Origin of the sequence: Paroceanicella profunda (genome assembly GCF_005887635.2) — a bacterium.
Taxonomy (GTDB): Bacteria; Pseudomonadota; Alphaproteobacteria; order Rhodobacterales; family Rhodobacteraceae; genus Paroceanicella; species Paroceanicella profunda.
Window position 1 is genome coordinate 333,440 of the sequence record NZ_CP040818.1, and the last position, 22,074, is coordinate 355,513.

Genomic DNA, 22,074 nt, shown 5'->3' on the forward strand with positions numbered 1-22,074 from the left:
CGGCTCAGAGCCCGACCAGCCGGCCGATCTCCCCGCCCAGCGCGCGGATCTCCTGGGCCGCGCGGCTGCGCGCGGCGATCTCGGTGGCGCCGGCGCCCTGCATGAAGGCATCCGCGAAGGCGGAGCGGCTGCCCACCCGCGCCTCGGCCAGGGGCGCGCCGGCCTCCTCCAGCGCGGCGATGGCCGCCTCGGCGGTGCGGCCGCGCGGCGGCATGCGGTTGAGCACCACGGTGAAGGGCAACTTGCCGTCCCGCATTGCGGTGAGGGTGGAGGCGGTGGCCCAGACATCGGACATCGAGGGCTGGCAGGGTACGATGGCGGCATCCGCGCCCGACATCACCGTGAGCCGCAGCGCCTCGGCGTGGCCGGCAGTGTCCACCAGCACGAGATCGGCCTTGCCCTGCGCCTCGCGCAGGTCGGAGGAGGCGCGCCAGTCCGCGCTCTCGATCAGCACCGCGAGCGGCCGGGCATCGGGTGCGGCGGCACGCATCGCCGCCCAGCCGGAGGCGGAGCGCTGCGGGTCGAGGTCCACGATGCCCACCCGGCGCCCCTGCCCGAGCCAGAGCGCGGCGAGCTGGGTGAGCAGCATGGTCTTGCCGGCGCCGCCCTTCGCCTGGGTGAACAACAATGTGGTGGCCATGACTGTCCCTCCTCGCCGCGCTCCCACCAGTAACGCCGGGCGGGGGCGACATGGCAACTCCCCATCTCGGCTCCCCCCGCGCACCGGACCCGCCGGAAGCAGGGAACGGGCCCGCCCACAGGCTGCGCAGGCGGCCCGCTGCGCCCCTCCCGGACAGCGCAGGGAACCCGCGGCGCCCCCGGCGCGTACAAACCCGCAAACCGCCCGGCCTCCCGTCGCGTTGCGCGCCGGCCCACCCGGGCTTCACCGGAGGAGGAAAGAGGATGGCTCAGGCCAGGAACACCGTCTGCCTGTGGTTCGACGGCGAGGCGGAGGCAGCCGCCCGCTTCTATGCCCGAACCTTCCCCGACAGTGCCGTCGGCGCGGTGACCGTCGCACCGGGGGATTACCCTGCCGGCCGGGCCGGCGATGTGCTGACGGTCGCCTTCACGGTGGCGGGGATCGCGTGCATCGGCCTGAACGGCGGCGCTGGGATCACGCATTCCGAGGCGTTTTCCTTCCAGATCGCCACCGATGACCAGGAGGAGACGGATCGCTACTGGACTGCCATCGTGGAGAATGGCGGCCAGGAAAGCGAATGCGGCTGGTGCAGGGACAGGTGGGGCATCTCGTGGCAGATCACACCGCGCGTGCTCACCGACGCACTGGCCGCCGGCGGCGACGAGGCCCGGCGCGCCTTCGCGGCGATGATGGAGATGCGCAAGATAGACGTGGCCGCGATACAGGCGGCCCGCAACGGCTGACGCCCCCCTCGGGCCGCTTGCGCGAGCGGCGTCGCCGTGCCGTGCCGCGCGCAGCAGTCCCGCGCCGGGCGCGAGCCGGAGCAGAAGTGCCGCGCCGGACGAGCGGGTGGGCACTGCGGGAGGTCGCGAACCCGGCGTCGCGCCGGGCAGATGAGGCGATGTCGCTCCGTCGGGCGGATCGCGCCCTGTCGTCACACCGTGCAGGATCCCTCGCCACGCTGGGCGGGACGGCGCGCGTTCCTGCGGCGGGTGGGTCGGCAGTGCCACCGCGCCAAGTGGCCCCGGCGGTGTGGCGGCGCCGGGACTGCCGGACCGCAGGCTGGGGGGATGGGAATGTCCCTCGCCCGTGGTGCGGCCGCTGCGCTCTGTCCGGCGGTGCGGCGTCGCCGGGCAAGCCGGGGCGCGGGCCGGAGGGATGGCAGTGCCCCGCACCAGACGGTGTCGCCGCCCCGTTCTGTCTGGCGGTGTGGCGGCATCGGGCGAGCCGGGGTGTGCGCCGGAGGGATGGCAGTGTCCCGCACCAAACGGTGCCGCCGCCCCGTTCTGTCTGGCGGTGTGGCGGCGCCGAGCGAGCCGGGGTGTGCGCCGGACGGGACAAGAGTGCCCCTCGCCGACCGACGTCGCCGCCCCGTTCTTTCCGGCGGTATGGCGGCGCCGGGCGAGCCGGGGTGCGCGCCGGGCGGAACAAGAGTGTCTCTCGCCGGGCGGCGAAACCGATCCGGCCGCGGCGCGTGGCGGCGCGGGGTCAGGCTTCGGGATCGCGGGTGTAGAGGTCCTGCGCCCGGCCCACGCCCCGCAGCGCGAAGCGGCCGGTGGAGACCAGCGCGGTGCGTTCGGCCTCTCCCAGCAGGTCGCGCAGCGTGTCGGAGACCAGCAGGTCACGGTCCACCGAGCGGCACATCGCGGCGATCCGGCTCACCTCGTTCACCGCCGGGCCGACCACGGTGAAATCCAGCCGGTCGCGCGCGCCGATGTTGCCGTAGAACACCTCGCCCACATGCAGGCCCACATAGGCGGAGGTGACGGGCTGGCCCCGTGCCCCGCGGGCCTCGGCCAGCGCGGCGAGGCGGGTGCGGAAATCCGCCTCCGCGGCCAGCGCCTGCCGGCCGCGCTCCGCCGCCGAGCCCTGCCGGAACACCGCCAGCACCCCGTCACCGATCAGCTTCAGCGTCTCGCCGCCGGCGCCGTGAATGGCGGTGATCGCCGCCTCGGCGTAGTCATTGAGGAAGGGGATGATCTCCGCCGGGCTGGCCTGTTCGACGATGGTGGTGAAGCCGCGCAGGTCCGAGAACCAGAGCACCGCCTCGATCCGCTCGACCATGCCGCGCAGGATGCCGCCGCCCAGCACCCGCTCCGCCGCGTCATGCCCGAGGTAGACCCGCGCCAGCGTGCGCGCCACGCGGCCCTGCGCCACGCTCTTGAGCGCCAGCGCCAACGCCCGCGTGCAGCGCAGCAGCCGCGCCACCTGCGCTTCGGTGAAACCGCCCGGGGCGCGGGTGGCGATGCTGGAATACACGCAGTCCATCTCGCCGATCACGTCCTCCTCCGCGATCCGGTGCACGAAACACAGGTAATCGGTCATGCCGCTGGCGGCCAGCTCGGCCAGCAGGGGCCACTCCCCGGTTTCACCGCGCTCCAGCCGCACCCGCAGCATGGTCTGGCCGGAGCGGGCGAGCGCGTTCAGCGGGCTGCGCGCCCAGGACACGGCGCCCTCATCGTCCTCCCCGGAACGGCCGTATTCGAAGTTTTCGCCCTCCGGCGTGTCCTCCCGCCATCTCGCGCCACGGCCCTCCAGCGTGGGGTCGAGCATGTCGGCGAGCAGCAGCGCGCGCGCCACGGGCAGGCCGCTGGCCCGGCAGGCTTCGCACATGCCCCGCAGCAGCGCCTGCTCCCCGAGCCCGGCAAGGCCCGCACCCGTCAGCCACTCCAGAACCGGATCTTCGCGCATCATCGGGCTCCTGGCGTGCGGATGAACACAGTCATGGTAACCTCCGCCGGTTTAAAGTAGATTGCATGCATGTTTCTCGAAAGCTGATGATGTTTTTCAACTCCAGGCGAGGAGAGTATTTCCATGACTGATTGGCAGATACATGGCCGGGAACTGGCAAACTGCAATTGCGCCTACGGGTGCCCCTGCCAGTTCAATGCCCTCCCCACGCACGGCACGTGCGAGGCGGTTGTGGCCTTCGCGATCGATACCGGCTTTTACGGCGATACCCGGCTGGACGGCCTCCTGACCGCCGCCACATACAAATGGCCCGGGGCCGTGCACGAGGGCAACGGCGAAATGCAGATCATCATCGATCCGCGCGCCGATGACGCACAGCGCACGGCGCTGGAGCGCATCATGACCGGCGCCGACACCGCCGACATGGCCACCATGTGGTGGGTGTTCTCCGCCATGGCGCCAAGGAAACACGAAACGCTCTACCGTCCGATCCGGATGGAGGTGGACATCGCCGCGCGCACCGGGGTCATCGCGGTGGAGGGCGTGTTCGAAACCCGGGCGGAGCCGATCCGCAATCCCGTCACCGGCGCCGAACACCGGGCGCGGATCGACCTGCCGCACGGGTTCGAATACAACATCGCCGAGGTGGGCAGCGGCACCTCCCGCACCTTCGGAGCGGTCGAGATCTCCGGAAACATCGACAGTTACGCCCAGTTCTGCGAACTCCACCTGTCGCAGAACGGGCCGATCCGCGACATCGCGGCCTGAGCGGCCCGATGCCCGGCATCGAGGGTGTCCTGCGCCGGGACACCCTGCTCGTCGCGGCGCCCCTGGCGCTGCTGTTCCTCCTCTGCGCCCTCTACACCCTGTTCGGCGTGGGCATGGAGATGACGGCGATCGAGATGACCGGGGGCCTGTTGCCGCCCCGCGCCCCCGCCGGCGCGGACATGGCGATGGCTCCCGCAACGGGCGCCCCCGGAACGGGCGGCATGGGCGGCATGGCCCCGGTGGCGCCCCTGCTGCTGTTCCTCATGTGGTGGCTGATGATGATCGCGATGATGCTTCCCGCCGCGGCCCCGGTGGTGCTGCTCTACGCGGCGCTGCTGCGCCGCACCGGGGCGGAGCGGGTGGCGGCCACCACCGCGGGCTTCGTGGCGGGATACCTCGCCTGCTGGGCCGGCTTCAGCCTGGCCGCCGCGCTGGCGCAGGGGCTGCTGGTGGCGCTGGGGCTGGTCTCGCCGGCGGGCATGGCGCTCACCGCCAGCCTGCCGGCCGGGGGGCTGCTGGTGGCGGCCGGGCTGTTCCAGTTCACGCCGCTGAAGGCCGCCTGCCTCACCCATTGCCGCAGCCCGGCGGCGTTCCTCGCCGGGCGCGGCCTGCGCGGGCCCTGGGGCGCGGCGCGGCTGGGGCTGGTGCACGGCGCCTATTGCCTCGGCTGCTGCTGGGCGCTGATGGCGCTGCTCTTCGTCGGCGGGGTGATGAACCTCTACTGGATCGCCGGGCTGGCGCTGTTCGTGGCGCTGGAGAAACTGGCCCCCGGCGGGCGGCGGATCGCCCGCATCGCGGGCGCGGCGCTGGTGCTCGGCGGCGGCGCGATGATCGCCGGCGCGCTCTGACCTGGCCCCGCCCTCCGCGGGCCCGCTCAGCCCCGCTGCGGCCGGGGCACCGGGATGTCGGGCAACACCGCGCCGGAGGCAGGCGCCTCCGGGCGCGGTGACGGGGCGGCGCCGGTGGACACCGCCTCGCCAGCCCCGATCATGAAGGTTGCCAGGCCGAGAGTGCGCGCAAGGCGCATCGCCTCGGCCGCGCTGGAGACCTGCCACCAGCGGCCGGTCTTGTCACAGGAGAGAATCATATCAGGTTTCCTTGAGACCCCCGCCGCGCGCGGAGCAAGGGCCCCTGTTGCGGAAACGACGCAGGATCGTTCGATAATACCATCTGCAGTAGTTATTTTTCGCGCAAGACTTGTCTGCCACGCTCCATATTCTATCTAGGGATGTATTCCTTGTTGGACTAGGGGCGCGGTTGCCCGGTATGTGGGAACCGCGCCCGCCTTTTTCCAGCGCCGGCACAGCCGTGCCCGGCCCTTTCCGCACATGTCCGCTGCCCGCATCCCGGGGTTTCGCCGTGGTTTCGGAGCATTTCCGCTACGCCCCCCGCGGGGCGACGCGACATGCCGCAGTGACAGGCACGGGAAGGCGGGGCATGAACGGGGCATGAGCCGCGCCGCCCGTTCCTCCCCGCACAGACGCCGCCCCGCCTCGCGCTGGCCGGGCCTCGTGCTGCGGCTGCTCATCGTCCTTGCCCTGTTCAGCGCCCGGTTCACCGGCGCCGCGATGGCCGGCGCCATGACGCAGGCCATGCCCGATGCCCCGGCGGACACGATGGTGATCTGCACGCCGGAGGGCCTGCGCGCGGTGCCCGTGGCGCAGCACCCTCCCGGCGCGGAGGCGGACCATGCCGGGCCGGCTCCGGCCGACCCTCCCGCAGACCATCGCGCCAGTTGCCCTTGCTGCGGCGCCTGCTGCCAGCCCGGCGGGCCGGGCCTGCCCGCCCCCGCCGCGGCCCTGCTGCCGGCCCGCCCCGCGCCGGGCATCGCCCTGCGCCTCGGCCGCCCCCTGCAGGCGGATGCCGCGGCCCGTGGCCGCGGGCCCGCGTGCGGGCCCGCCCCGCGCGGGCCGCCGGCACGGGGCTGAGCCGCGCCACCGCTGCGGCCCCGCGCTCCGCACTTCCCGTCTGATCCCCCGGGGCCCGGCCGCCGTTGCGCGTGCCGGCGGCCGGCCGCGCCTCTGTCGGGCACGCGCCGCCTCCCCGCCCCGGCCCGCATTGAAAGCCCGAAGGACATGTCCTCCCCCCTTCCCTCCGCCCCGGCGGCCCGCCCGCTCTACCAGGCCGTCTGGCGCTGGCACTTCTACGCCGGCCTGCTGGTGCTGCCGTTCATGGCGCTGCTCGCCGTCACCGGCGCGCTCTACCTCTTTCGTGACGAGATCGACGGCCTCGTCCACCGCGACCTGCTGAACGTGACGCCCGTGCAGGCGGAGGCGGCGCTCGCGCCTTCCGCCCTCGTGGCCGCCGCGCTGGAGCGCGTGCCGGGCACGGCGACGAAATACGTCTCCCCCGCCGCGCCCGACCTCTCCGCCGAGATCGACATCCGCACCGCCTCCGGCGCGGTGACGGCCGTCTACGTCGACCCGGGCTCGGCCCGCGTGCTCGGCACCCTGCCCTATCGCGGCACCCTGATGTGGACGGTGCGCAACCTGCACAGCCTGAAACTGGCCGGGCCCTGGGGCCGGGCGCTGATCGAGATCACCGGCGGCATGTGCGTGCTGATGGTGGCCACCGGCGTGTTCCTGTGGTGGCCGCGCGGCCAGGGCGGCGGCGTGGTCAGCGTGCGCGGCACGCCCCGGCGCCGGGTGTTCTGGCGAGACCTGCACGCGGTGCTGGGGCTGGGGGCCGGCGGCTTCATCCTGTTCCTCGCCATCACCGGCATGCCCTGGTCCGGCATCTGGGGGGCGAAGGTGAACGCGCTCGCGAACGGCACCAATTCCGGATACCCGGCCGGGGTCCGTGTCCAGGTGCCGATGTCCGACGTGCCCCTCACCTCCGTGACGCCCACGACATGGTCGCTCGAACAGGCCCGCATCCCGCTCTCCGGGGCCACCGGCGGTGCGCCCATCGGCATCGACCGCGCGGCGCGGATCGTCGAGGCGCGCGGCATCGCGCCGGGCTACACGCTGGCCATGCCCTCCGGCCCGCGGGGCGTGTGGTCCGCCTCGGTCTACCCGGACGACCTGTCGCGCCAGCAGGTGATCCACCTTGACCAGTACAGCGGCACGCCGCTGATCGACATGACCTATGCCGATTACGGACCGCTGGGCCGCGGGCTGGAATGGGGCATCAACGTGCACATGGGCCAGCAATACGGGCTGGCGAACCAGCTGGTGCTGCTGGCGGCCTGCCTGGCCATCCTCGGCCTCACGGTGACGGCGGCGGTGATGTGGTGGAAGCGCCGGCCGGCGGGCCGGCTCGGCATTCCGCCCTGCCGTGCGGACGGGCGGGCGCTGGCCGGGCTCTTCGCCCTGCTGATGATCGGCGGGGTGATCTTCCCGCTCACCGGCGCCGTGCTGCTGGTGCTGATGCTGCTGGACCGGGCCTTCGTGGCCGGGCGCACGGCCGCCACGGGCTGACCGGCCGGAGGCTGCCCGCCCCGCCCCGGGCGGGTGGCCTCACTCCACCGACACGCCGAACACCACGATGGCCGCCCCGAGCAGCGCCAGCGCGCCGAACCCGGCCTGCACCGCCAGCCCCGCCCCGCGCCGCCGCGCCCCCGCCAGCGCCACCGCCGATTGCAGCGCGTAGTAGAGCGCGAAGGCCCGTGAGGCGTAGGAGATGATCTCGAACACGTCCGACACCCAGGTGAGCGCCAGCCCCACCCCCACCAGCACCGCGTAGCCCTTCCGGGGACCGATGCGCCCGCCCGAGAGCTCGGTGATCAGCCCGCCGGAGCCGCTGGTGTCGGCCACCGCCGCGCTGAGCTGGGCGGCCAGTGCCGCGACCACCAGCATCAGCGGCAGGACCGGCGCCACCACCGCCATCATGCCGATGATCGCCGTCTCCTCCAGGTGCAGGTCGTCGCGCTCGAAGACATAGGCGATGAGGCAGATGTAAGCGACGTAGATGAGTGTGGAGAGCACCTGCGACCAGCGCATGGAGCGGATGCGCGTGGCCGCGTCATAGCTGGCGCTGAGGTAGCGCGAGGTCTCGAACCCCTGCACCGTGACGATCAGCCCGAACAGCAGCGTGACCGCCGGCCAGCCCGTGCGCTCCGGCGCGAGGAAGACGAGGCTCTCCGCCCGCAGCCCGCGGCCGAAATGCAGCGCCAGCCCCATCAGCAGCCCGGCGATGATGGCGAGCTTGAGGCTCACCGTCACCTGCTCCACCCGCTCCAGCGCCGAAAATCCCCGCGTCCAGCCCACCAGCAGGATCAGCCCCAGCATGACGCTGGTCAGCACCCGCGCCGCGACATCGGAGTTCACCGGCGTGAGGCTCACCCCGAAGGCGCCGAACAGGTTGAGATAATAGGCGACGGAGATGAAATAGGCGAAGGCCAGCGCCCAGGACGAGGCGGTTTCCAGCCAGGTCTCGGCCCGGCTGCGGCTGTCCTCCCCCGCATCGATGACGGCGATATTGTAGCGGATGGCGCTGCCGAAGGCCCAGGCCACGGCGCAGAGCCCCAGCATCGCGATCGGCGCCCAGGCCCCGAAGGCGGCGTCCAGGATCGGGCCAAGCACGAGGAAGCCGCTGCCGATGATCGAGGCCAGCGGCGTCACCGTGGCCCGCCAGCCCTTGCCCCCGCGCCTGTGAAGCCAGAGCAGCGCCGCTACGGCGACGAGTGTCGCTGCCAGAATCAGGAGTGTATCCATCACGTCCGCACTCCCGATCCCGCTGCAAGCGACGCCCTGTACGCCCCCACGACATATGCCGCAAAGCCGCCCGGATGCAATCGGAGGATCGGACCCCCGGCGCCCCGGAGGCCACGCGCGCCCGGGCCCAAGTGCCGTCTTCCGTCCTGCAATGGATGCGCGCCAGCCGGGCCGTGTCGCGGGCACGGCCGCCCGGGCGCATCACGCCTGGCAGACCGGTCCCGCCCGGCGGGCCGGAAGCGAGACGCGCCGCATCGCCATCCGGCAATGTCTTCGTGGGCCCGCCCAGGGATGTCGCACGCGAAACACCGGCGCCCGCGGGGAAAGCGCCCCCCTCCCGGCCCGGAACCCGGCCGCGCGGAGAACGCCCGCAAACCGACAGGTTCACTCCGCCCCGAAGGGCGAAAACCGAAGGCCAGCAATAAAAAAGGGGTGTCGAATGCCGCGCATTTCCGACTCTTTCCGGCAAATTTTTTGAATCTTGTCAGTGCGCTGTGCCAAGCAATTCCGACCCAAATGCCAAGCATTTCCGACCCAACCGGACATTCGTCGACAGCGCAGCATCCGTTACGCTGGGCTCGTTCCGGACCTTCGCTGCACGGCAGGGCCAAGAACCTAATCGCCCCTCGCGCGGCGTCGCTCCCCGGTCCAAAGCTGCCGTCCGTTCTACCGATCGACGCTGCCGCACAGCTTCGGCAAACCCGACATTCGACTACGCACAGATCAGTTGGTAGACAGATAAAATCTTTGGCGAGGAGCAAGAGACTGTGTTTGAAGAGCTACGAGCGATCATTGCGCAAAAGGTCAACGAGCTGGAGGTCGGATCGCGCTTCAATATCCGTGACCTTTTGGGTGAAGATTGGCCAGATGGCCAAGGTGCCGCTCGGCAACTCGGCAGAGATTTTCGAGCCAACTTGCGTGACTTTCCGGAGGTGGAAGACGAAGGAAAAGACGGTGAAAATCTCCGTTGGTACCGGAGAACCTGACCTTGTTGGAGTAGGCCTCAGCCCATTGCGGTCACTCGACGCGGTGCTGAGATTGCAGCCCGCATGCGGATATCGCGCTTCTATCGTCGAAATGTTTAGATATTCTTTGAGAATAACCTTTAAGAGCAACCCAATGGCGCTTATTTTCGCTACATGGCATATTTTTATTTGGATGACAGTAAACATCATCGCTTTGGTTTTTCGGTGGCAGCGTTTGTAATCTGCGGCACTGATCCGACAGAGCATATCGCTTCCGTTTTCCGGAAACTTGGATATGATCCCGAAGAATTTGAATACAAATCTTCGGTGTTGGATGTCACTGAGAACTGACCCAGCAGCGATAGGAAATGTCACTGAGAATTGACCCATGTGGAACCCTCCCCCTGACGAGATTTGTCGGGGGTCATTGGAGTGATCGACATGGATTTTTTGAGCGTCATTCGACGGTGGGCACTGCGGGACAAGATGCCCATCCGCGAGATTTCGCGGCGGACTGGACTGTCCCGAAATACGATCAGGCGTTACCTGCGTGCCGGGATCGTCGAGCCCAAGTTCAAGGCACCATCGAGGCCGAGCAAGCTCGACCCGTACGCGGAGAAGCTGTCGGGCTGGTTGCTGGCCGAACAGCGCAAATCGCGCAAAGAGCGGCGGACGGCGAAACAGATGCACGCGGATCTGGTTCAGCTGGGGTTCGATGGGTCCTACGAGCGGGTCTCAGCCTTTGTCCGAGCCTGGAAATCGGACCGGCAGCGCGCGCAGAACACGACGGATCGCGGGACATTCGTGCCTCTGGTGTTCAAGCCGGGCGAGGCCTTCCAATTCGATTGGAGCGAAGACTACGCGATCGTCGGGGGTGAACGGACCAAGCTGCAGGTCGCACACATCAAGCTGTCGCACAGCCGCGTGTTCCTGGTCAGGGCATATTTGCTGCAGACACACGAGATGCTGTTCGACGCGCATTGGCATGCGTTCAGAATCTTCGAAGGCGTGCCGGGCCGCGGGATCTACGACAATATGCGCACGGCGGTGGACCGCGTGGGCGTCGGCAAAAAGCGCGATGTAAATGCGCGCTTCATGGCGATAACCAGCCACTACGTGTTCGAACCCGACTTTTGCAATCCGGCGGCGGGATGGGAAAAGGGCCAGGTCGAGAAGAACGTCCGCGATGCGCGCAGCAGGATGTGGCAGGTGATGCCCACCTTCCCTGATCTCGATGCGCTGAACTGCTGGCTGGAAGAACGGTGCAAGGCGCTGTGGGCCGAAACCGCACATGGCGGTTTGCCCGGCAGCATCGCAGACGTCTGGCAAGCGGAGAAGCCCTCGCTGATGCCGTTGCCCACCGCGTTCGACGGTTATGTCGAGCAAAGCAAGCGGGTGTCCCCAACCTGCCTCGTCACGTTTGATCGCAATCGCTACTCCGTGCCTGCCAGCTTTGCGAACCGGCCAGTCAGCCTGCACATCTACCCCGAAAGGCTGGTTGTCGTTGCTGAAGGGCATGTCGTCTGCGAGCACCAGCGCATCATTGAAAGGTCGCATCGGCAACCGGGCCGCGTCATCTATGACTGGCGGCATTACCTGGCCGTGATCCAGCGCAAGCCCGGTGCGCTGCGTAACGGCGCCCCGTTTGTTGAGATGCCGAGGGGCTTTCGTGAGCTGCAGGATCAGATGCTGCGCAGACCCGGCGGTGATCGGGAGATGGTCGACGTCCTGTCGTTGGTATTGCATCACGACGAACAGGCGGTCCTGTGCGCGGTGGACATGGCGTTGAAGGCCGGCGTGCCGACAAAGACCCACGTGCTGAACCTATTGCACAGGCTGGTGAACGGCACTTCAGTCGAGTTGCCAGACGTAACGCCGCCTCCGGCCTTGACGCTGAGCAAGGAGCCCGAGGCCAATGTTGCACGCTACGATGGGCTGCGCACATCCGGAGGCAAACGCCATGCGTCATGATCCCGCCGGAGCTGCCATCGTCATCATGCTCCGCAGTCTGAAGATGCCAGGCATGGCCCAAGCCGTGCATGACCTCATGGAACAGGGCGCGCCTGCGTTCGATGCGGCGATCCCGATCCTGTCCCAGCTGCTGAAGGCTGAAATGGCCGAACGTGAAGTGCGGTCCATCTTTTATCACATGAAGGCAGCGCGCTTCCCGGCCCACAAGGACCTGTCAGGCTTCGACTTCGCGGCCAGCGAGGTCAACGAGGCCCTCGTTCGGCAGCTTCATCGATGCGAGTTCCTCGATGCTGCCGAAAACGTGGTCCTGATTGGCGGGCCCGGCACCGGGAAAAGCCATGTGGCGACCGCCCTCGGAGTCCAGGCGATTGAGCATCACCGCAAACGCGTGCGCTTCTTCTCCACAGTCGAGCTGGTGAACGCGCTGGAACAGGAAAAGGCGCTGGGAAGGGCCGGGAAAATCGCCGAGGCGTTGGTGAAAACCGAATTGGTGATCCTCGACGAGCTCGGATACCTGCCGTTCAGCGCCTCGGGCGGCGCCTTGCTGTTCCACCTCCTCAGCAAACTTTACGAACGCACCAGCGTCGTGATCACCACGAACCTAAGCTTCAGCGAATGGGCCAGCGTCTTCGGTGACGCCAAGATGACCACGGCGCTCCTCGATCGCCTCACACACCGCTGCCACATCCTGGAAACCGGAAACGACAGTTATCGCTTCAAGGCCAGCTCCGAGACCGCGAAAAAAAAGAGGAAGGAGACGCCAATGTTGACCCCATCATGAACCGACCGACATACTGACAGGCGGGTCAAATCTCGATGACAATGCTGGGTCAGTTCTCAGTGACATCCAACAGTGCCCATTCTTTTCGGTCGACGAGAGTGGCGGCAGCCGCCGGCAACTATTGTTTTTTTTGCCGGCCTTTGCAGCTTTTTTCTGCGAACTCGCCATCGCCCCCCTAAGAATTCTGCGGGACGCATGAATGTCCCCAATGCGGGCTGCAACCGCAGCATATTCACGGTATCAGCAAGGTCCGGTTGGGGCCGAAAGGGTCAAATTTTGGTTGTTGCGTAGGCGCTCACGTCTTCGCGCCAGTAAATCTGGCTCAGATCATGGGGCATCGCCAACAGGGCCACATTGGCATTTCTAAGCTTCATCGAAAGTTCACCTTGTGGGCGCTGCACGAGTTCTGCGAACTCGCCCAAGGAAATAAAGCTCTCTTGGAAGCGCGCCAAACTGTCAATTGTGACAACAGTCGCCCCTCGGCGGTATTGCTCGGAGGCATCCACTCCGCACAACATTCCATGTTGGATCAAATACCCTACTGTTTTGATCGTCACTCTTAACTGCCCGGCGGCGTCACCGATGGAAAGGCGGCTCTGCCCTGCCGCATTGGTTTCGTCCGAAACAAATGTTCTGGATTTTCCACCTTCAGATGAACGCTTTGCGTTTCGAAAGAACTTCTTCTAGCGTTCGTAGGCGTCGAGCATTTGCTGGGTTACAAAATTCATTGGTACGATACCGCCACCAGCGTCACGCTTTGCGAGACCTCGGTAAATCAGATCCTCCGCATTGCGCTTGGCGACCCCCTCCAGCGAAACGGACTGCTGTGGGTTCGACGAAGCCATTCCCTCCGAAGGCACGCCAAGCACCAGCACCCCTTTTCTGACGGAAAAATTGTCAAAGACGTGTCGCCGCACGACGTCACGCAGGGGCTCGAACTCATCGCCGAGACTCCGGCCCTTCAGCCACGCCATCCAGGGGCCAAAGAGTCGACCGAAAAACCTGCCGTCCGTGACGTCCTCGCGAGCCATATCGGCAAGACAATTGGAAAGGGCTACAGGTCCGTCTTTCAGTGTGTCGTAGCCCAAGGAACCATAGGTCATCCAGTCTGGCTCACTGTGCCCCGCCAGCGCAGCATCTGGCCCCTTTGCGACACGCAGGCCCAGCACCTCACATGCCCGCGACGCCACGTTGAGTTCGAGGCGGTCGATCCATCGGTCGCCCCGCCCGCTCAGGATGCGGTTCGTAATATACGCCTCGAAAGGGCTGTGGTTTGCCTGGACCACCGGCTGATCCAAAATCCAAACGTGGTGTTTTCGCAGCTGCGCCGCGAAATCTCTGGCGTCTTTGTGGAATTTCTCGGCTGGAAGGCTCATGAGCATGCAGCCGTGTTCCGGGCAACTCCTGATCGACGAGAATTTCCACTGGAGGCGACGCGGCACACGCCACGACTCCGCTGCTGACGGCATCTCGGACCGTATGCATTCCGGACAGACGCAGATGCGCGTGCGCTGAAAGCTCTGAAGGGATGCGAATTCATCCCGCAGTCGGAAATGGCCCTTGCCGAGATGGCGGATAGACACCCGCTCCAATGCGCCCACGTCACACCCTGCAAGCTGCGCCAATTGATCAATAGCCACTTTCTCACCCCGAAAGAGCGGGTCGATCGGAAAGGCAATGTCGCCGCAAAACCTCTGCATCGAAATGGCGCCGTTCCTGGCCGCAAGCCGCGACAGCAAGGAAGGTGCCGACTCGCACGCGGCATGTGCCACCGTCAGTGGCAATTGCAGGAAGTTCGTTCCGGGTGTGGCAGGTAGGCTTTTGACCAAGCGAAGCTTCCGAGATCAAACAAAGGCTGACTTGGCTTGATCTTACGATCACCCGCTCAACTGAGCAACGCTGCTATGATTTCAGGAAATTCTACCGATTGGGTCAGTTACATGTAACAAAAGTCGGTTTTGCTTGGCAACTGACAAGGGGTAAATGGTGCACCCGGAGCGATTCGAACGCCCGACCCCCAGATTCGTAGTCTGGTGCTCTATCCAGCTGAGCTACGGGTGCGCTGTGGGGAGCTATCTATCGGGCGACTCGGGGGTATGCAAGGGCGAATTTCGCGGTGACGTGACAGTTTTTTCGCCCCCTCCCGGAAGCGGGTGCGCGCCCGGCAGGAAGATGCGGAACCGGGTGCCTTCGGTGGAGGTGTCGAGCAGTTCCAGCCGGCCGCCGTGGCCGCGCACCAGTTCGGCCGCGATGGCGAGACCGAGCCCGCTGCCGCCCCGGCGCACGGAGCCGCGGAACGGCTGGAACAGGTTTTCCAGCGCCGAGGTGGGCAGGCCGGGGCCGTCATCGGCCACGATCAGCTCCACCCCGCCCTCCACCGTGACGGCGGACAGGCAGATGCAGCCGCCGGTCACCACATGCTCCAGCGCCTCGCGCGCGTTGCGGATCAGGTTGCCCAGCACGCGGAAAAGCTGGTCCGGGTCCGCCTCGCAGACCAGCCCCTCCGGCACGTCGTTGCGAAAGCGGATGCCGGCGTTCTGCGCGGCCAGCAGCTCGCCCTCGCCCAGGTCGTCCACGAAGGGGCGCAGCAGCACGCGGCGCGGCTCGGGCGGCGGCTCCTCGGTGCGGCCGAAGTCGAGCGTGCGCTCGCACAGGTTGATCGCCCGGTCCAGCGAGGCGACCAGCTTGGGCGCCACGCGCTTCACCTTCGGGTCCCGGCTCATGTCGATCCGGTCCACCAGCAGCTGCGCGGTGGTGAGCATGTTGCGCAGGTCATGGCTGATTCGCGCCACGGCGCCGCCAAGCTGCGCCAGCCGTTCCTTCTGCTTGAGCGCCGAGTTCAGCCGCGACTGCATGTCCTGCAGCGCGTGTTCCGCCTCCGCCAGTTCGCGCATGCGCGACGAGGGGCGGATGATGCGGCGCGCGTCCTCCGGCGCCTCCTGGAAACGCGACATGTTCTGCGCCACGCGCTGGATCGGCCGGGTGATGAAGCGGCGCAGGGCGAGGAACAGCAGCACGGCGGCCACGCTCGACACGGCGAGCGACAGCGCGAGGATGCCCTGGCCATGCGCGATGAGCTCGGCGCGCAGCGGGTTTTCCGGCAGGGTGACCTCGATCACCATGCCGCCGCCCTTCACCGGTGGCCCGATCACCCGGATGATGCGGCCCGGCGGCGCCAGCAGGCAGCGCACGGCGTCGCGCAAGAGGGTGTATTCGGTGGCCTCGCGCAGGTCGAAGCTCTCGTCCACCGCGCCGGAGAACGGCGAGGACAGCACAAGTTCCCGGCGCTTGTCGCGCTGCAGCACGATGTTGAGCACGCCGGCATTGTCCAGCAGCTCGGCCTCGAGATCCGGTTCGACCATGTCATCGGGCGTGGCCAGCAGGGCGAGCGAGGCGATCTGCGCGCGTTCGAGATGCTCGCGCAGGTATTCCACCCGGAAGCGCGAGACCGCCGGCACGAGGATCATCACCTCGGCCAGGATGACGAACAGCGTCGTCAGAAGGATCAGCCGCCCGGACAGGGTATTGAAAAGCATAGGGCCTGTGCCTGTTCGCGTAAAACACGCCTCGTTCACGCAAAAGTAGGGCCTGCGAGGCAGCGCGACAATAGGAGCCCCCCGGAAAGGCGGCGCAGGCGGCGGGCGGCATCAGTTCCCGGCCGGGCGTTCCGGCAGGACCGGGCCGGCATATTCCGGCGCGCCGCGCAGCCACTCATGGTAGGCCGAGATCAGCCCGAAGCGCCGGGCGATGAGGTATTCGCCCGTCGCGGACACCGGCCGGGTGCTGCGAATCGCGCGCGTGCCCGCGTCGGAGGACAGGAACCTTCCGGTGTTGATGCCGGTGATCAGGGCCTTGAAGGCGTGCAGGCGCCGCAGATAGGCGCGGGCGCCGGCCCGGGCTGCCGCCGCGTCCGGGCCGGCGCCCGGCCCGCGTTCGAGCGTGCGCAGCGCGGAGCCGCAGCTTTCCGCCAGAATCACCACCAGTTCCGCCACGCCCTCGCGCGGGCGGAAGCGCGCCCGATTCTCGTAATGGCGGCAGACGGCGCGCAATTCGGCGCCCGCGCCCGTGCCGAACCCGCCCTCCACCGCCGCCGCCGGGAGGGCCGTGGCGCAGAGGAGGAGAAGCAGGAGGCTGATGTGTCGCACCGTCATGATTTTGCAGCATATCACGTTCAGGGTTAACCGAAGTGCATTGTCGCACGCGCGGCCGCGACCCGCCGGGACCTGGCGCGCGCGTCCCCCTGCCGAAGGGCGCGCGGATGCGGCCCGGGCGCCGCGGAACAGGGTGACGTTGCGTGCATCCGGAATTGACAGCCCGCGCACTTGCCTCTATGGAAGCCGCTCGGAATGACCGGGGCCCCCGAACGGGCGCGCCCCGCCCGGCTTCGGTCGGGACGACACGAAGCAGGAGCGAATAAAATGAAGCGCACGTATCAGCCCAGCAAGCTCGTCCGCGCCCGTCGCCACGGCTTCCGGGCTCGCATGGCCACCAAGAACGGCCGTCTGATCCTGAACCGTCGCCGCGCCCAGGGCCGGAAGAAGATCTCCGCCTGAGGCGGTTGACAGGGTTCGAGAAAATGACACCGCCGGGAACGGGTTCGGCCGAGGGAAACCCCGGGGCCGACACGCCCCCGGCGGTTTCATTTTGCGCGCCTGACAGCCTGCCGGAAGCGGACCGGGCGAGAGACGCCACGGACACGCCGCCGCGCGTGGACACGCTGCGCAAGCGGCGTGACTTCGTTGCGGCCTCCCGCGCCCGCAGGCAGGCCATGCCCGGGATGATCGTCCAGGCGCGCCGGCGCGCGCCGGGCGAGGCGGAGGGTATCCGCGTCGGCTTCACCTGTTCCAAGAAGGTGGGCAACGCCGTGGCGCGCAACCGCGCCAAGCGCCGCCTGCGCGAGGTGGCGCGGCTCACCCTTGCCGGCATCGGGCATGACGGCTGGGACTATGTTCTCATCGGCCGCAACGAGGTGACGGCGGCGCGGCCGTTCGACAGCCTCACCGAGGATTTCCGCGCCGCGGTGTCCAAGCTGCACGCGGCGCGCAAATGAGCGCCGGGCCCGGACACGCCCCGCACTGCGGTTGCGCCCGGGCCGGCGCTGGCGCGCGGCTGCTGGCCCTGCCCGTGCGGGCCTACCGGCTGGTGTTCTCGCCCTGGGTGGGGATGAACTGCCGCTTCACCCCCACCTGTTCGGAATACGCGCTGGAGGCGCTGGAGCGCCACGGCGCCCTGCGCGGCTCCTGGCTCACCCTGCGCCGGCTGTTGCGCTGCCACCCGCTCGGCGGCTCGGGCATCGACAACGTGCCGGACTGACGCCCCGTCCACATGGCGCTTGCCGCAGGCGCCGGCTCCTTGGTATCAACCGCCATGCTCGACACATCCGACATCCACCCGCTCTTCCACGGCGCTCCCGACAGCACGGAGTTCCGCAAGCTGCGCAAGCGCATCGTGCGCCAGACCCGCGAGGCGCTGGACACGTTCCACATGGTTGAACGCGGCGCGCGCTGGCTCGTCTGCCTCTCCGGCGGCAAGGACAGCTACACCCTGCTCGCGGCCCTCACGGAGCTGCAGTGGCGCGGGCTGCTGCCGGTGGAGATCCTGGCCTGCAACCTCGACCAGGGCCAGCCGAACTTCCCCGCCACCGTGCTGCCGGAGTTCCTGGAACGCATGGGCGTGAAGCACCGGATCGAGTACCAGGACACCTATTCCATCGTCACCGACAAGATCCCCTCCACCAAGACCTTCTGCGCGCTGTGCTCGCGGCTGCGGCGCGGCCACCTCTACCGCATCGCGCGGGAGGAGGGCTGCTCGGCGGTGGTGCTGGGCCATCACCGCGACGACATCCTCGAGACCTTCTTCATGAACCTGTTCCACGGCGGGCGGCTGGCCACCATGCCGCCCAAGCTGCTGAACGAGGAGAAGGACCTGTTCCTCTACCGCCCGCTCGCCTTCGTCCCGGAGGCGGATTGCGAGAAGTTCGCCCGCGCGATGAACTACCCGATCATCCCCTGCGACCTCTGCGGCAGCCAGGAGGGCCTGCAGCGCGCCCAGGTCAAGCAGATGCTCGACGGCTGGGAACGCAACAGCCCCGGCCGCCGCCAGGTGATGTTCCGCGCCCTGATGAACGCCCGGCCCAGCCACCTGCCGGACCCCGCGCTGTTCGACTTCGCGGCGCTGATGCGCGATCTCCCGCCCCCGGCGGCGGACTGAACCTGCCCCCTCTGCGGGCCGCACCGGCGCTTGTATCGCAGGCGGGCGTGCCCCAATTCCCCTTGACGTCCACGCCCCCAGACTGTTCAAACCGGGCGGACTTCCCAGACCCCTTTCCAGCCGGAGCCCCTGATGGACAACCAGAACAGGAACATGATCCTCGCCATTGCGCTGAGTCTCGTGGTTTTCATCGGCTGGTATGCCATCTTCCCGCCCGAGCCGCCGCAGGACCCGGCCCCGGCCGAGCAGACCGCGGCGCAGAGCCAGGAGCCCGTTGCCCCCACCCTGCCGCAGGACCCCGTGGCCGTGCGTGCCGAGGCGCTCGGCCAGACCCGGCGCATCAAGGTGGAGAGCCCGCTGCTCTCCGGGTCCATCTCCGTGAAGGGCGGGCGCATCGACGATCTGCACCTGAACGCCTTCAAGGACACGCTGGAGCCGGATTCCGACACGGTTGTGCTGTTCTCGCCCACCGGCAGCGCCGAGCCCTACTTCGCCACCTACGGCTGGCTGGTGGCCCCGGGCACCGACACCCCCACGCCGAACCCCAACACGCCCTGGCAGGTGGAGGGCAATGACACGCTCACCCCCTCCGCGCCGGTCACGCTGTCCTGGGACAACGGCGCCGGCCTCGTGTTCCGCCGGGTGATCTCGCTCGACGACCGCTACATGTTCACCATCGAGCAGACGGTGGAGAACACCTCCGATGCCGCGGTCTCGCTGGTGCCCTACGGCTATGTCGCGCGGCGCGGCACCCCGCCGGACGCCCACAACCGCCTGGTGCACGAGGGCGGCATCGGCGCCTCGGACGGCAAGCTCACCTACCCCGGCTGGAGCGACATGGAGGACTTCGAGTCCGTGGACGCGAACGGCAGCCATTTCGAGAAGGTGAACGTCACCGAGACCGGCTGGATCGGCCTCACCGGCAAGTACTTCATGGCCGCGCTGGTGCCGCAGTTCGGCCAGCCCTTCGAGGCCACCTACCGCTACGAGACCGTGGGCGACCAGCCCCAGCACCTCACCGAGGTGCGCCTGCCCACCGTGCAGGTTGCCGCCGGCGACACCGCCTCCATCACCACCCGGCTCTTCGCCGGCGCGAAGGAAGTAAAGACCCTCCAGCATTACCGCGACACGCTGAACATCCCGCAGTTCGACGACGCGGTGGACTGGGGCTGGTTCTACTTCCTCACCAAGCCAATCTTCGAGGTGCTGCACTGGCTGCAGAGCCACATCGGCAACATGGGCTTCTCCATCATCCTGCTGACCTTCGGCATCAAGGCGCTCCTGTTCCCGCTCGCCTACAAGTCCTACGTGTCTATGTCGAAGATGAAGAAGCTCCAGCCGGAGATGGAGGCGCTGAAGAAGCGCGCCGGGGACGACCGCATGAAGCTCCAGCAGGAGATGATGGCGCTCTACAAGAAGGAGAAGGTGAACCCCGCCGCGGGCTGCCTGCCGATCCTGCTGCAGATCCCGGTGTTCTTCTCGCTCTACAAGGTGCTGACGGTGACGCTGGAAATGCGCCACGCGCCGTTCATCTGGTGGATCCACGACCTCTCCGCCCCGGACCCGACCTCGATCGTGAACCTGTTCGGCCTGCTGCCCTGGCCGGCGCCGGAAGCCGGGTCGATGTTCGCCATCATCTCCATCGGCGTGTTCCCCATCGTGATGGGTGTCACCATGTGGCTGCAGCAGAAGCTGAACCCGGCCCCGGCCGACGCCACCCAGGCGATGATCTTCGCCTGGATGCCCTGGGTGTTCATGTTCATGCTGGGCTCCTTCGCCTCCGGCCTGGTGATCTACTGGTGCGCGAACAACATCCTCACCTTCACCCAGCAATACCTGATCATGCGATCGCAGGGGGTGGACGTGGACGTGTTCGGCAACGTGAAGAAGAGCTTCAAGCGCAAGAAGAAGGACGCCTGACATGGCCGCCCGCCTCGCCACCATCTACCGCCATCCCGTGAAGAGCCTCGGCGTCGAGGAACTGGGGGAGGTGCGCCTGCTGGCGGGGCAGACCATGCCGGGAGACCGCACCTGGGCCGTGGCGCATGAGGCGTCGAAGTTCGACCCCGCGGCGCCGGACTGGGCGCATTGCGCGAATTTCGCCCGGGTGGCGAAGGCACCGCAGCTCGGCGCCGTCACCGCCCGGCTGGCGGAGGATGGCGAGACCGTCACCTTCACCCACCCGGCCCGGCCCGCGCTCACCGCCCGGCCCGACAGCGCCGCGGACGCCGCCCGCATCCTCGCCTGGATGGCGCCCCTGGTGCCCGCGGGCCGTGCCCGGCCCGCCGCCATCGCCCGCGCCCCGGGCCGCGGGATGACCGACAGCGACTTTCCGTCCGTCTCGCTCGGCAGCCTCTCCTCGCTGCACGCGCTCTCCAAGGCGGCGCATCACGTGCTCTCGCCGGTGCGCTTCCGGATGAACTTCTGGTTCGAGGGCACCCCGCCCTGGGAGGAGTTCGACTGGGTGGGCCACCAGTTCACCCTGGGCGGCGCGCGGCTGCGCGTGGCCGAGCGCGTGGGCCGCTGTTCCGCCACCACCGCCAACCCGGAGACCGGCGAGGTCGACATCGACACCCTGAAACTGCTGCGTGAGGGTTGGGGCCACACCCAGTTCGGCGTCTATGCCGAAGTGGTCGAGCCCGGCCTCGTGCGCGTCGGCGACACGCTCGCCCACGTCTGAGGACACCGAGATGGAACAGGTTTTCACCCTTGCCGAAGCGCCGGATGCGGCCACGGCCGAAGCCGGGCGCAAGCTCTTCGCCGGACAGTGCGACTTCGTGAAGGGCGTGGTGGCGATGTCCGGCCTGCCGGATGCCGACCGCCTGGAGATCTGTTTCGCCGGGCGCTCCAACGTGGGCAAGTCCTCGCTGATCAACGCGCTGACCGGGCGCAAGGGCCTCGCGCGCGCCTCCAACACCCCCGGCCGCACGCAGGAGATCAACTTCTTCGATCTCGCCGGCGGGCTCATGTACATGGTCGACCTGCCCGGCTACGGCTATGCTGAGGCGCCGCTGGCCATCGTGAAGAAATGGCAGGAGCTGCTGAAGAGCTACCTCGCCGGCCGCCAGACCCTGCGCCGCGCCTATGTGCTGATCGACAGCCGCCACGGCGTGAAGGCGGTGGACCACGAGATCATGAAGCTGCTGGACCGCGCCGCGGTCTCCTTCCAGTGCGTGATGACCAAGGCCGACAAGCCCGGCGCCGCCGAGCTGGAGCGCAGCATCGCGAAGACCGCCGAGGCGCTGAAGCAGCACCCCACGGCCTTCCCGGAGATCATCCTCACCTCCTCGGAAAAGGGGGACGGCCTCGCCACCCTGCGCGCGGCCATCCTCACGCTCAGCCAGCAGGGCTGAGCCGGGCGGCGGCGCAGGCCCCCTGCCCCTGTCCGCAGCC

General features: G+C 68.1%; 23 protein-coding genes and 1 tRNA gene. 15 read left to right on the forward strand and 9 right to left on the reverse strand.

Features of this window, described 5'->3' with window-relative positions; genetic code table 11:
* Positions 1-4 precede the first annotated feature (4 nt).
* A complete protein-coding gene (locus FDP22_RS01395; protein WP_138578817.1) occupies positions 5-640 on the reverse strand; it encodes a ParA family protein in 636 nt (211 codons plus the stop codon).
* A 263-nt stretch (positions 641-903) separates the two neighbouring features.
* On the opposite strand from FDP22_RS01395, the gene FDP22_RS01400 reads away from it, so the two are divergent.
* Positions 904-1,383 (forward strand): VOC family protein, encoded by a 480-nt coding sequence (locus tag FDP22_RS01400; RefSeq protein WP_138578819.1) that lies wholly within the window; start codon positions 904-906, stop codon positions 1,381-1,383.
* 745 nt (positions 1,384-2,128) lie between these two features.
* Here FDP22_RS01400 and FDP22_RS01405 read toward each other — a convergent pair.
* The gene (locus FDP22_RS01405; RefSeq protein ID WP_138578821.1) at positions 2,129-3,334 is read right to left on the reverse strand and encodes an adenylate/guanylate cyclase domain-containing protein; all 1,206 of its coding nucleotides are present in this window, start codon (positions 3,332-3,334) and stop codon (positions 2,129-2,131) included.
* A 120-nt stretch (positions 3,335-3,454) separates the two neighbouring features.
* Between FDP22_RS01405 and FDP22_RS01410 the strand changes: the two genes are divergently transcribed.
* Entirely contained in the window at positions 3,455-4,099 is a 645-nt protein-coding gene (locus FDP22_RS01410; protein WP_138578823.1) for a DUF1326 domain-containing protein, read from the forward strand.
* Positions 4,100-4,107: 8 nt separating this feature from the next.
* Positions 4,108-4,947 (forward strand): DUF2182 domain-containing protein, encoded by an 840-nt coding sequence (locus FDP22_RS01415; RefSeq protein WP_138578825.1) that lies wholly within the window; start codon positions 4,108-4,110, stop codon positions 4,945-4,947.
* 26 nt (positions 4,948-4,973) lie between these two features.
* Here the strand turns inward: FDP22_RS01415 and FDP22_RS01420 are convergent, their stop codons facing one another.
* A complete protein-coding gene (locus FDP22_RS01420) occupies positions 4,974-5,186 on the reverse strand; it encodes a hypothetical protein (protein ID WP_138578827.1) in 213 nt (70 codons plus the stop codon).
* 361 nt (positions 5,187-5,547) lie between these two features.
* On the opposite strand from FDP22_RS01420, the gene FDP22_RS01425 reads away from it, so the two are divergent.
* Positions 5,548-6,027, forward strand: a complete 480-nt coding sequence (locus tag FDP22_RS01425; protein WP_138578829.1) for a hypothetical protein — start codon at positions 5,548-5,550, stop codon at positions 6,025-6,027.
* Between the two features lie 147 nt (positions 6,028-6,174).
* Positions 6,175-7,518: a PepSY-associated TM helix domain-containing protein gene (locus tag FDP22_RS01430; protein WP_138578831.1), complete on the forward strand. Its 1,344-nt coding sequence runs from the start codon at positions 6,175-6,177 to the stop codon at positions 7,516-7,518.
* A 39-nt stretch (positions 7,519-7,557) separates the two neighbouring features.
* Here the strand turns inward: FDP22_RS01430 and FDP22_RS01435 are convergent, their stop codons facing one another.
* Positions 7,558-8,754, reverse strand: a complete 1,197-nt coding sequence (locus FDP22_RS01435; protein WP_138578851.1) for an APC family permease — start codon at positions 8,752-8,754, stop codon at positions 7,558-7,560.
* Between the two features lie 767 nt (positions 8,755-9,521).
* Between FDP22_RS01435 and FDP22_RS01440 the strand changes: the two genes are divergently transcribed.
* From FDP22_RS01440 to istB, 3 genes are all read left to right on the forward strand, one after another.
* On the forward strand, positions 9,522-9,740 hold the full coding sequence (locus FDP22_RS01440; RefSeq protein WP_138578833.1) for a DUF1413 domain-containing protein: 219 nt from the start codon (positions 9,522-9,524) through the stop codon (positions 9,738-9,740).
* 420 nt (positions 9,741-10,160) lie between these two features.
* A complete protein-coding gene (gene istA, locus FDP22_RS01445; protein ID WP_143972275.1) occupies positions 10,161-11,690 on the forward strand; it encodes an IS21 family transposase in 1,530 nt (509 codons plus the stop codon).
* On the forward strand, positions 11,680-12,471 hold the full coding sequence (gene istB / locus FDP22_RS01450; RefSeq protein WP_143972228.1) for an IS21-like element helper ATPase IstB: 792 nt from the start codon (positions 11,680-11,682) through the stop codon (positions 12,469-12,471). Before istA ends, istB begins: the two co-directional genes overlap by 11 nt.
* A 269-nt stretch (positions 12,472-12,740) precedes the next feature.
* Here istB and FDP22_RS24790 read toward each other — a convergent pair whose 3' ends face one another.
* From FDP22_RS24790 to FDP22_RS01470, 5 genes are all read right to left on the reverse strand, one after another.
* Positions 12,741-13,028 carry a hypothetical protein gene (locus FDP22_RS24790; protein WP_239031838.1) on the reverse strand — a complete coding sequence of 96 codons (288 nt, stop codon included), beginning with the start codon at positions 13,026-13,028 and terminating at the stop codon, positions 12,741-12,743.
* 126 nt (positions 13,029-13,154) lie between these two features.
* On the reverse strand, positions 13,155-14,300 hold the full coding sequence (locus FDP22_RS01455; protein ID WP_239031839.1) for a TniQ family protein: 1,146 nt from the start codon (positions 14,298-14,300) through the stop codon (positions 13,155-13,157).
* A 155-nt stretch (positions 14,301-14,455) separates the two neighbouring features.
* Positions 14,456-14,532: transfer RNA gene (locus FDP22_RS01460), tRNA-Arg, on the reverse strand.
* Positions 14,533-14,543: 11 nt separating this feature from the next.
* The gene (locus FDP22_RS01465; protein ID WP_138579262.1) at positions 14,544-16,007 is read right to left on the reverse strand and encodes a sensor histidine kinase; all 1,464 of its coding nucleotides are present in this window, start codon (positions 16,005-16,007) and stop codon (positions 14,544-14,546) included.
* A 111-nt stretch (positions 16,008-16,118) separates the two neighbouring features.
* Positions 16,119-16,793, reverse strand: a complete 675-nt coding sequence (locus FDP22_RS01470) for a hypothetical protein (protein ID WP_143972232.1) — start codon at positions 16,791-16,793, stop codon at positions 16,119-16,121.
* 96 nt (positions 16,794-16,889) lie between these two features.
* Here FDP22_RS01470 and rpmH point away from each other — a divergent pair, with 96 nt between their 5' ends.
* From rpmH to yihA, 7 genes are all read left to right on the forward strand, one after another.
* Positions 16,890-17,024, forward strand: a complete 135-nt coding sequence (gene rpmH / locus FDP22_RS01475; protein WP_138579258.1) for a 50S ribosomal protein L34 — start codon at positions 16,890-16,892, stop codon at positions 17,022-17,024.
* Between the two features lie 23 nt (positions 17,025-17,047).
* Positions 17,048-17,521, forward strand: a complete 474-nt coding sequence (rnpA, locus tag FDP22_RS01480; RefSeq protein ID WP_138579256.1) for a ribonuclease P protein component — start codon at positions 17,048-17,050, stop codon at positions 17,519-17,521.
* Complete coding sequence (gene yidD / locus FDP22_RS01485) at positions 17,518-17,784, forward strand: membrane protein insertion efficiency factor YidD (protein ID WP_138579254.1); 267 nt, start codon at positions 17,518-17,520, stop codon at positions 17,782-17,784. The genes rnpA and yidD overlap by 4 nt, the downstream gene beginning before the upstream one ends.
* A 54-nt stretch (positions 17,785-17,838) precedes the next feature.
* Positions 17,839-18,681 carry a tRNA 2-thiocytidine(32) synthetase TtcA gene (ttcA, locus tag FDP22_RS01490; protein WP_138579252.1) on the forward strand — a complete coding sequence of 281 codons (843 nt, stop codon included), beginning with the start codon at positions 17,839-17,841 and terminating at the stop codon, positions 18,679-18,681.
* Between the two features lie 132 nt (positions 18,682-18,813).
* The gene (gene yidC / locus FDP22_RS01495; protein ID WP_138579250.1) at positions 18,814-20,601 is read left to right on the forward strand and encodes a membrane protein insertase YidC; all 1,788 of its coding nucleotides are present in this window, start codon (positions 18,814-18,816) and stop codon (positions 20,599-20,601) included.
* 1 nt (position 20,602) lies between these two features.
* On the forward strand, positions 20,603-21,361 hold the full coding sequence (locus FDP22_RS01500; protein ID WP_138579248.1) for an MOSC domain-containing protein: 759 nt from the start codon (positions 20,603-20,605) through the stop codon (positions 21,359-21,361).
* Between the two features lie 10 nt (positions 21,362-21,371).
* Positions 21,372-22,034: a ribosome biogenesis GTP-binding protein YihA/YsxC gene (gene yihA, locus FDP22_RS01505; protein WP_138579246.1), complete on the forward strand. Its 663-nt coding sequence runs from the start codon at positions 21,372-21,374 to the stop codon at positions 22,032-22,034.
* Positions 22,035-22,074: the final 40 nt, after the last annotated feature.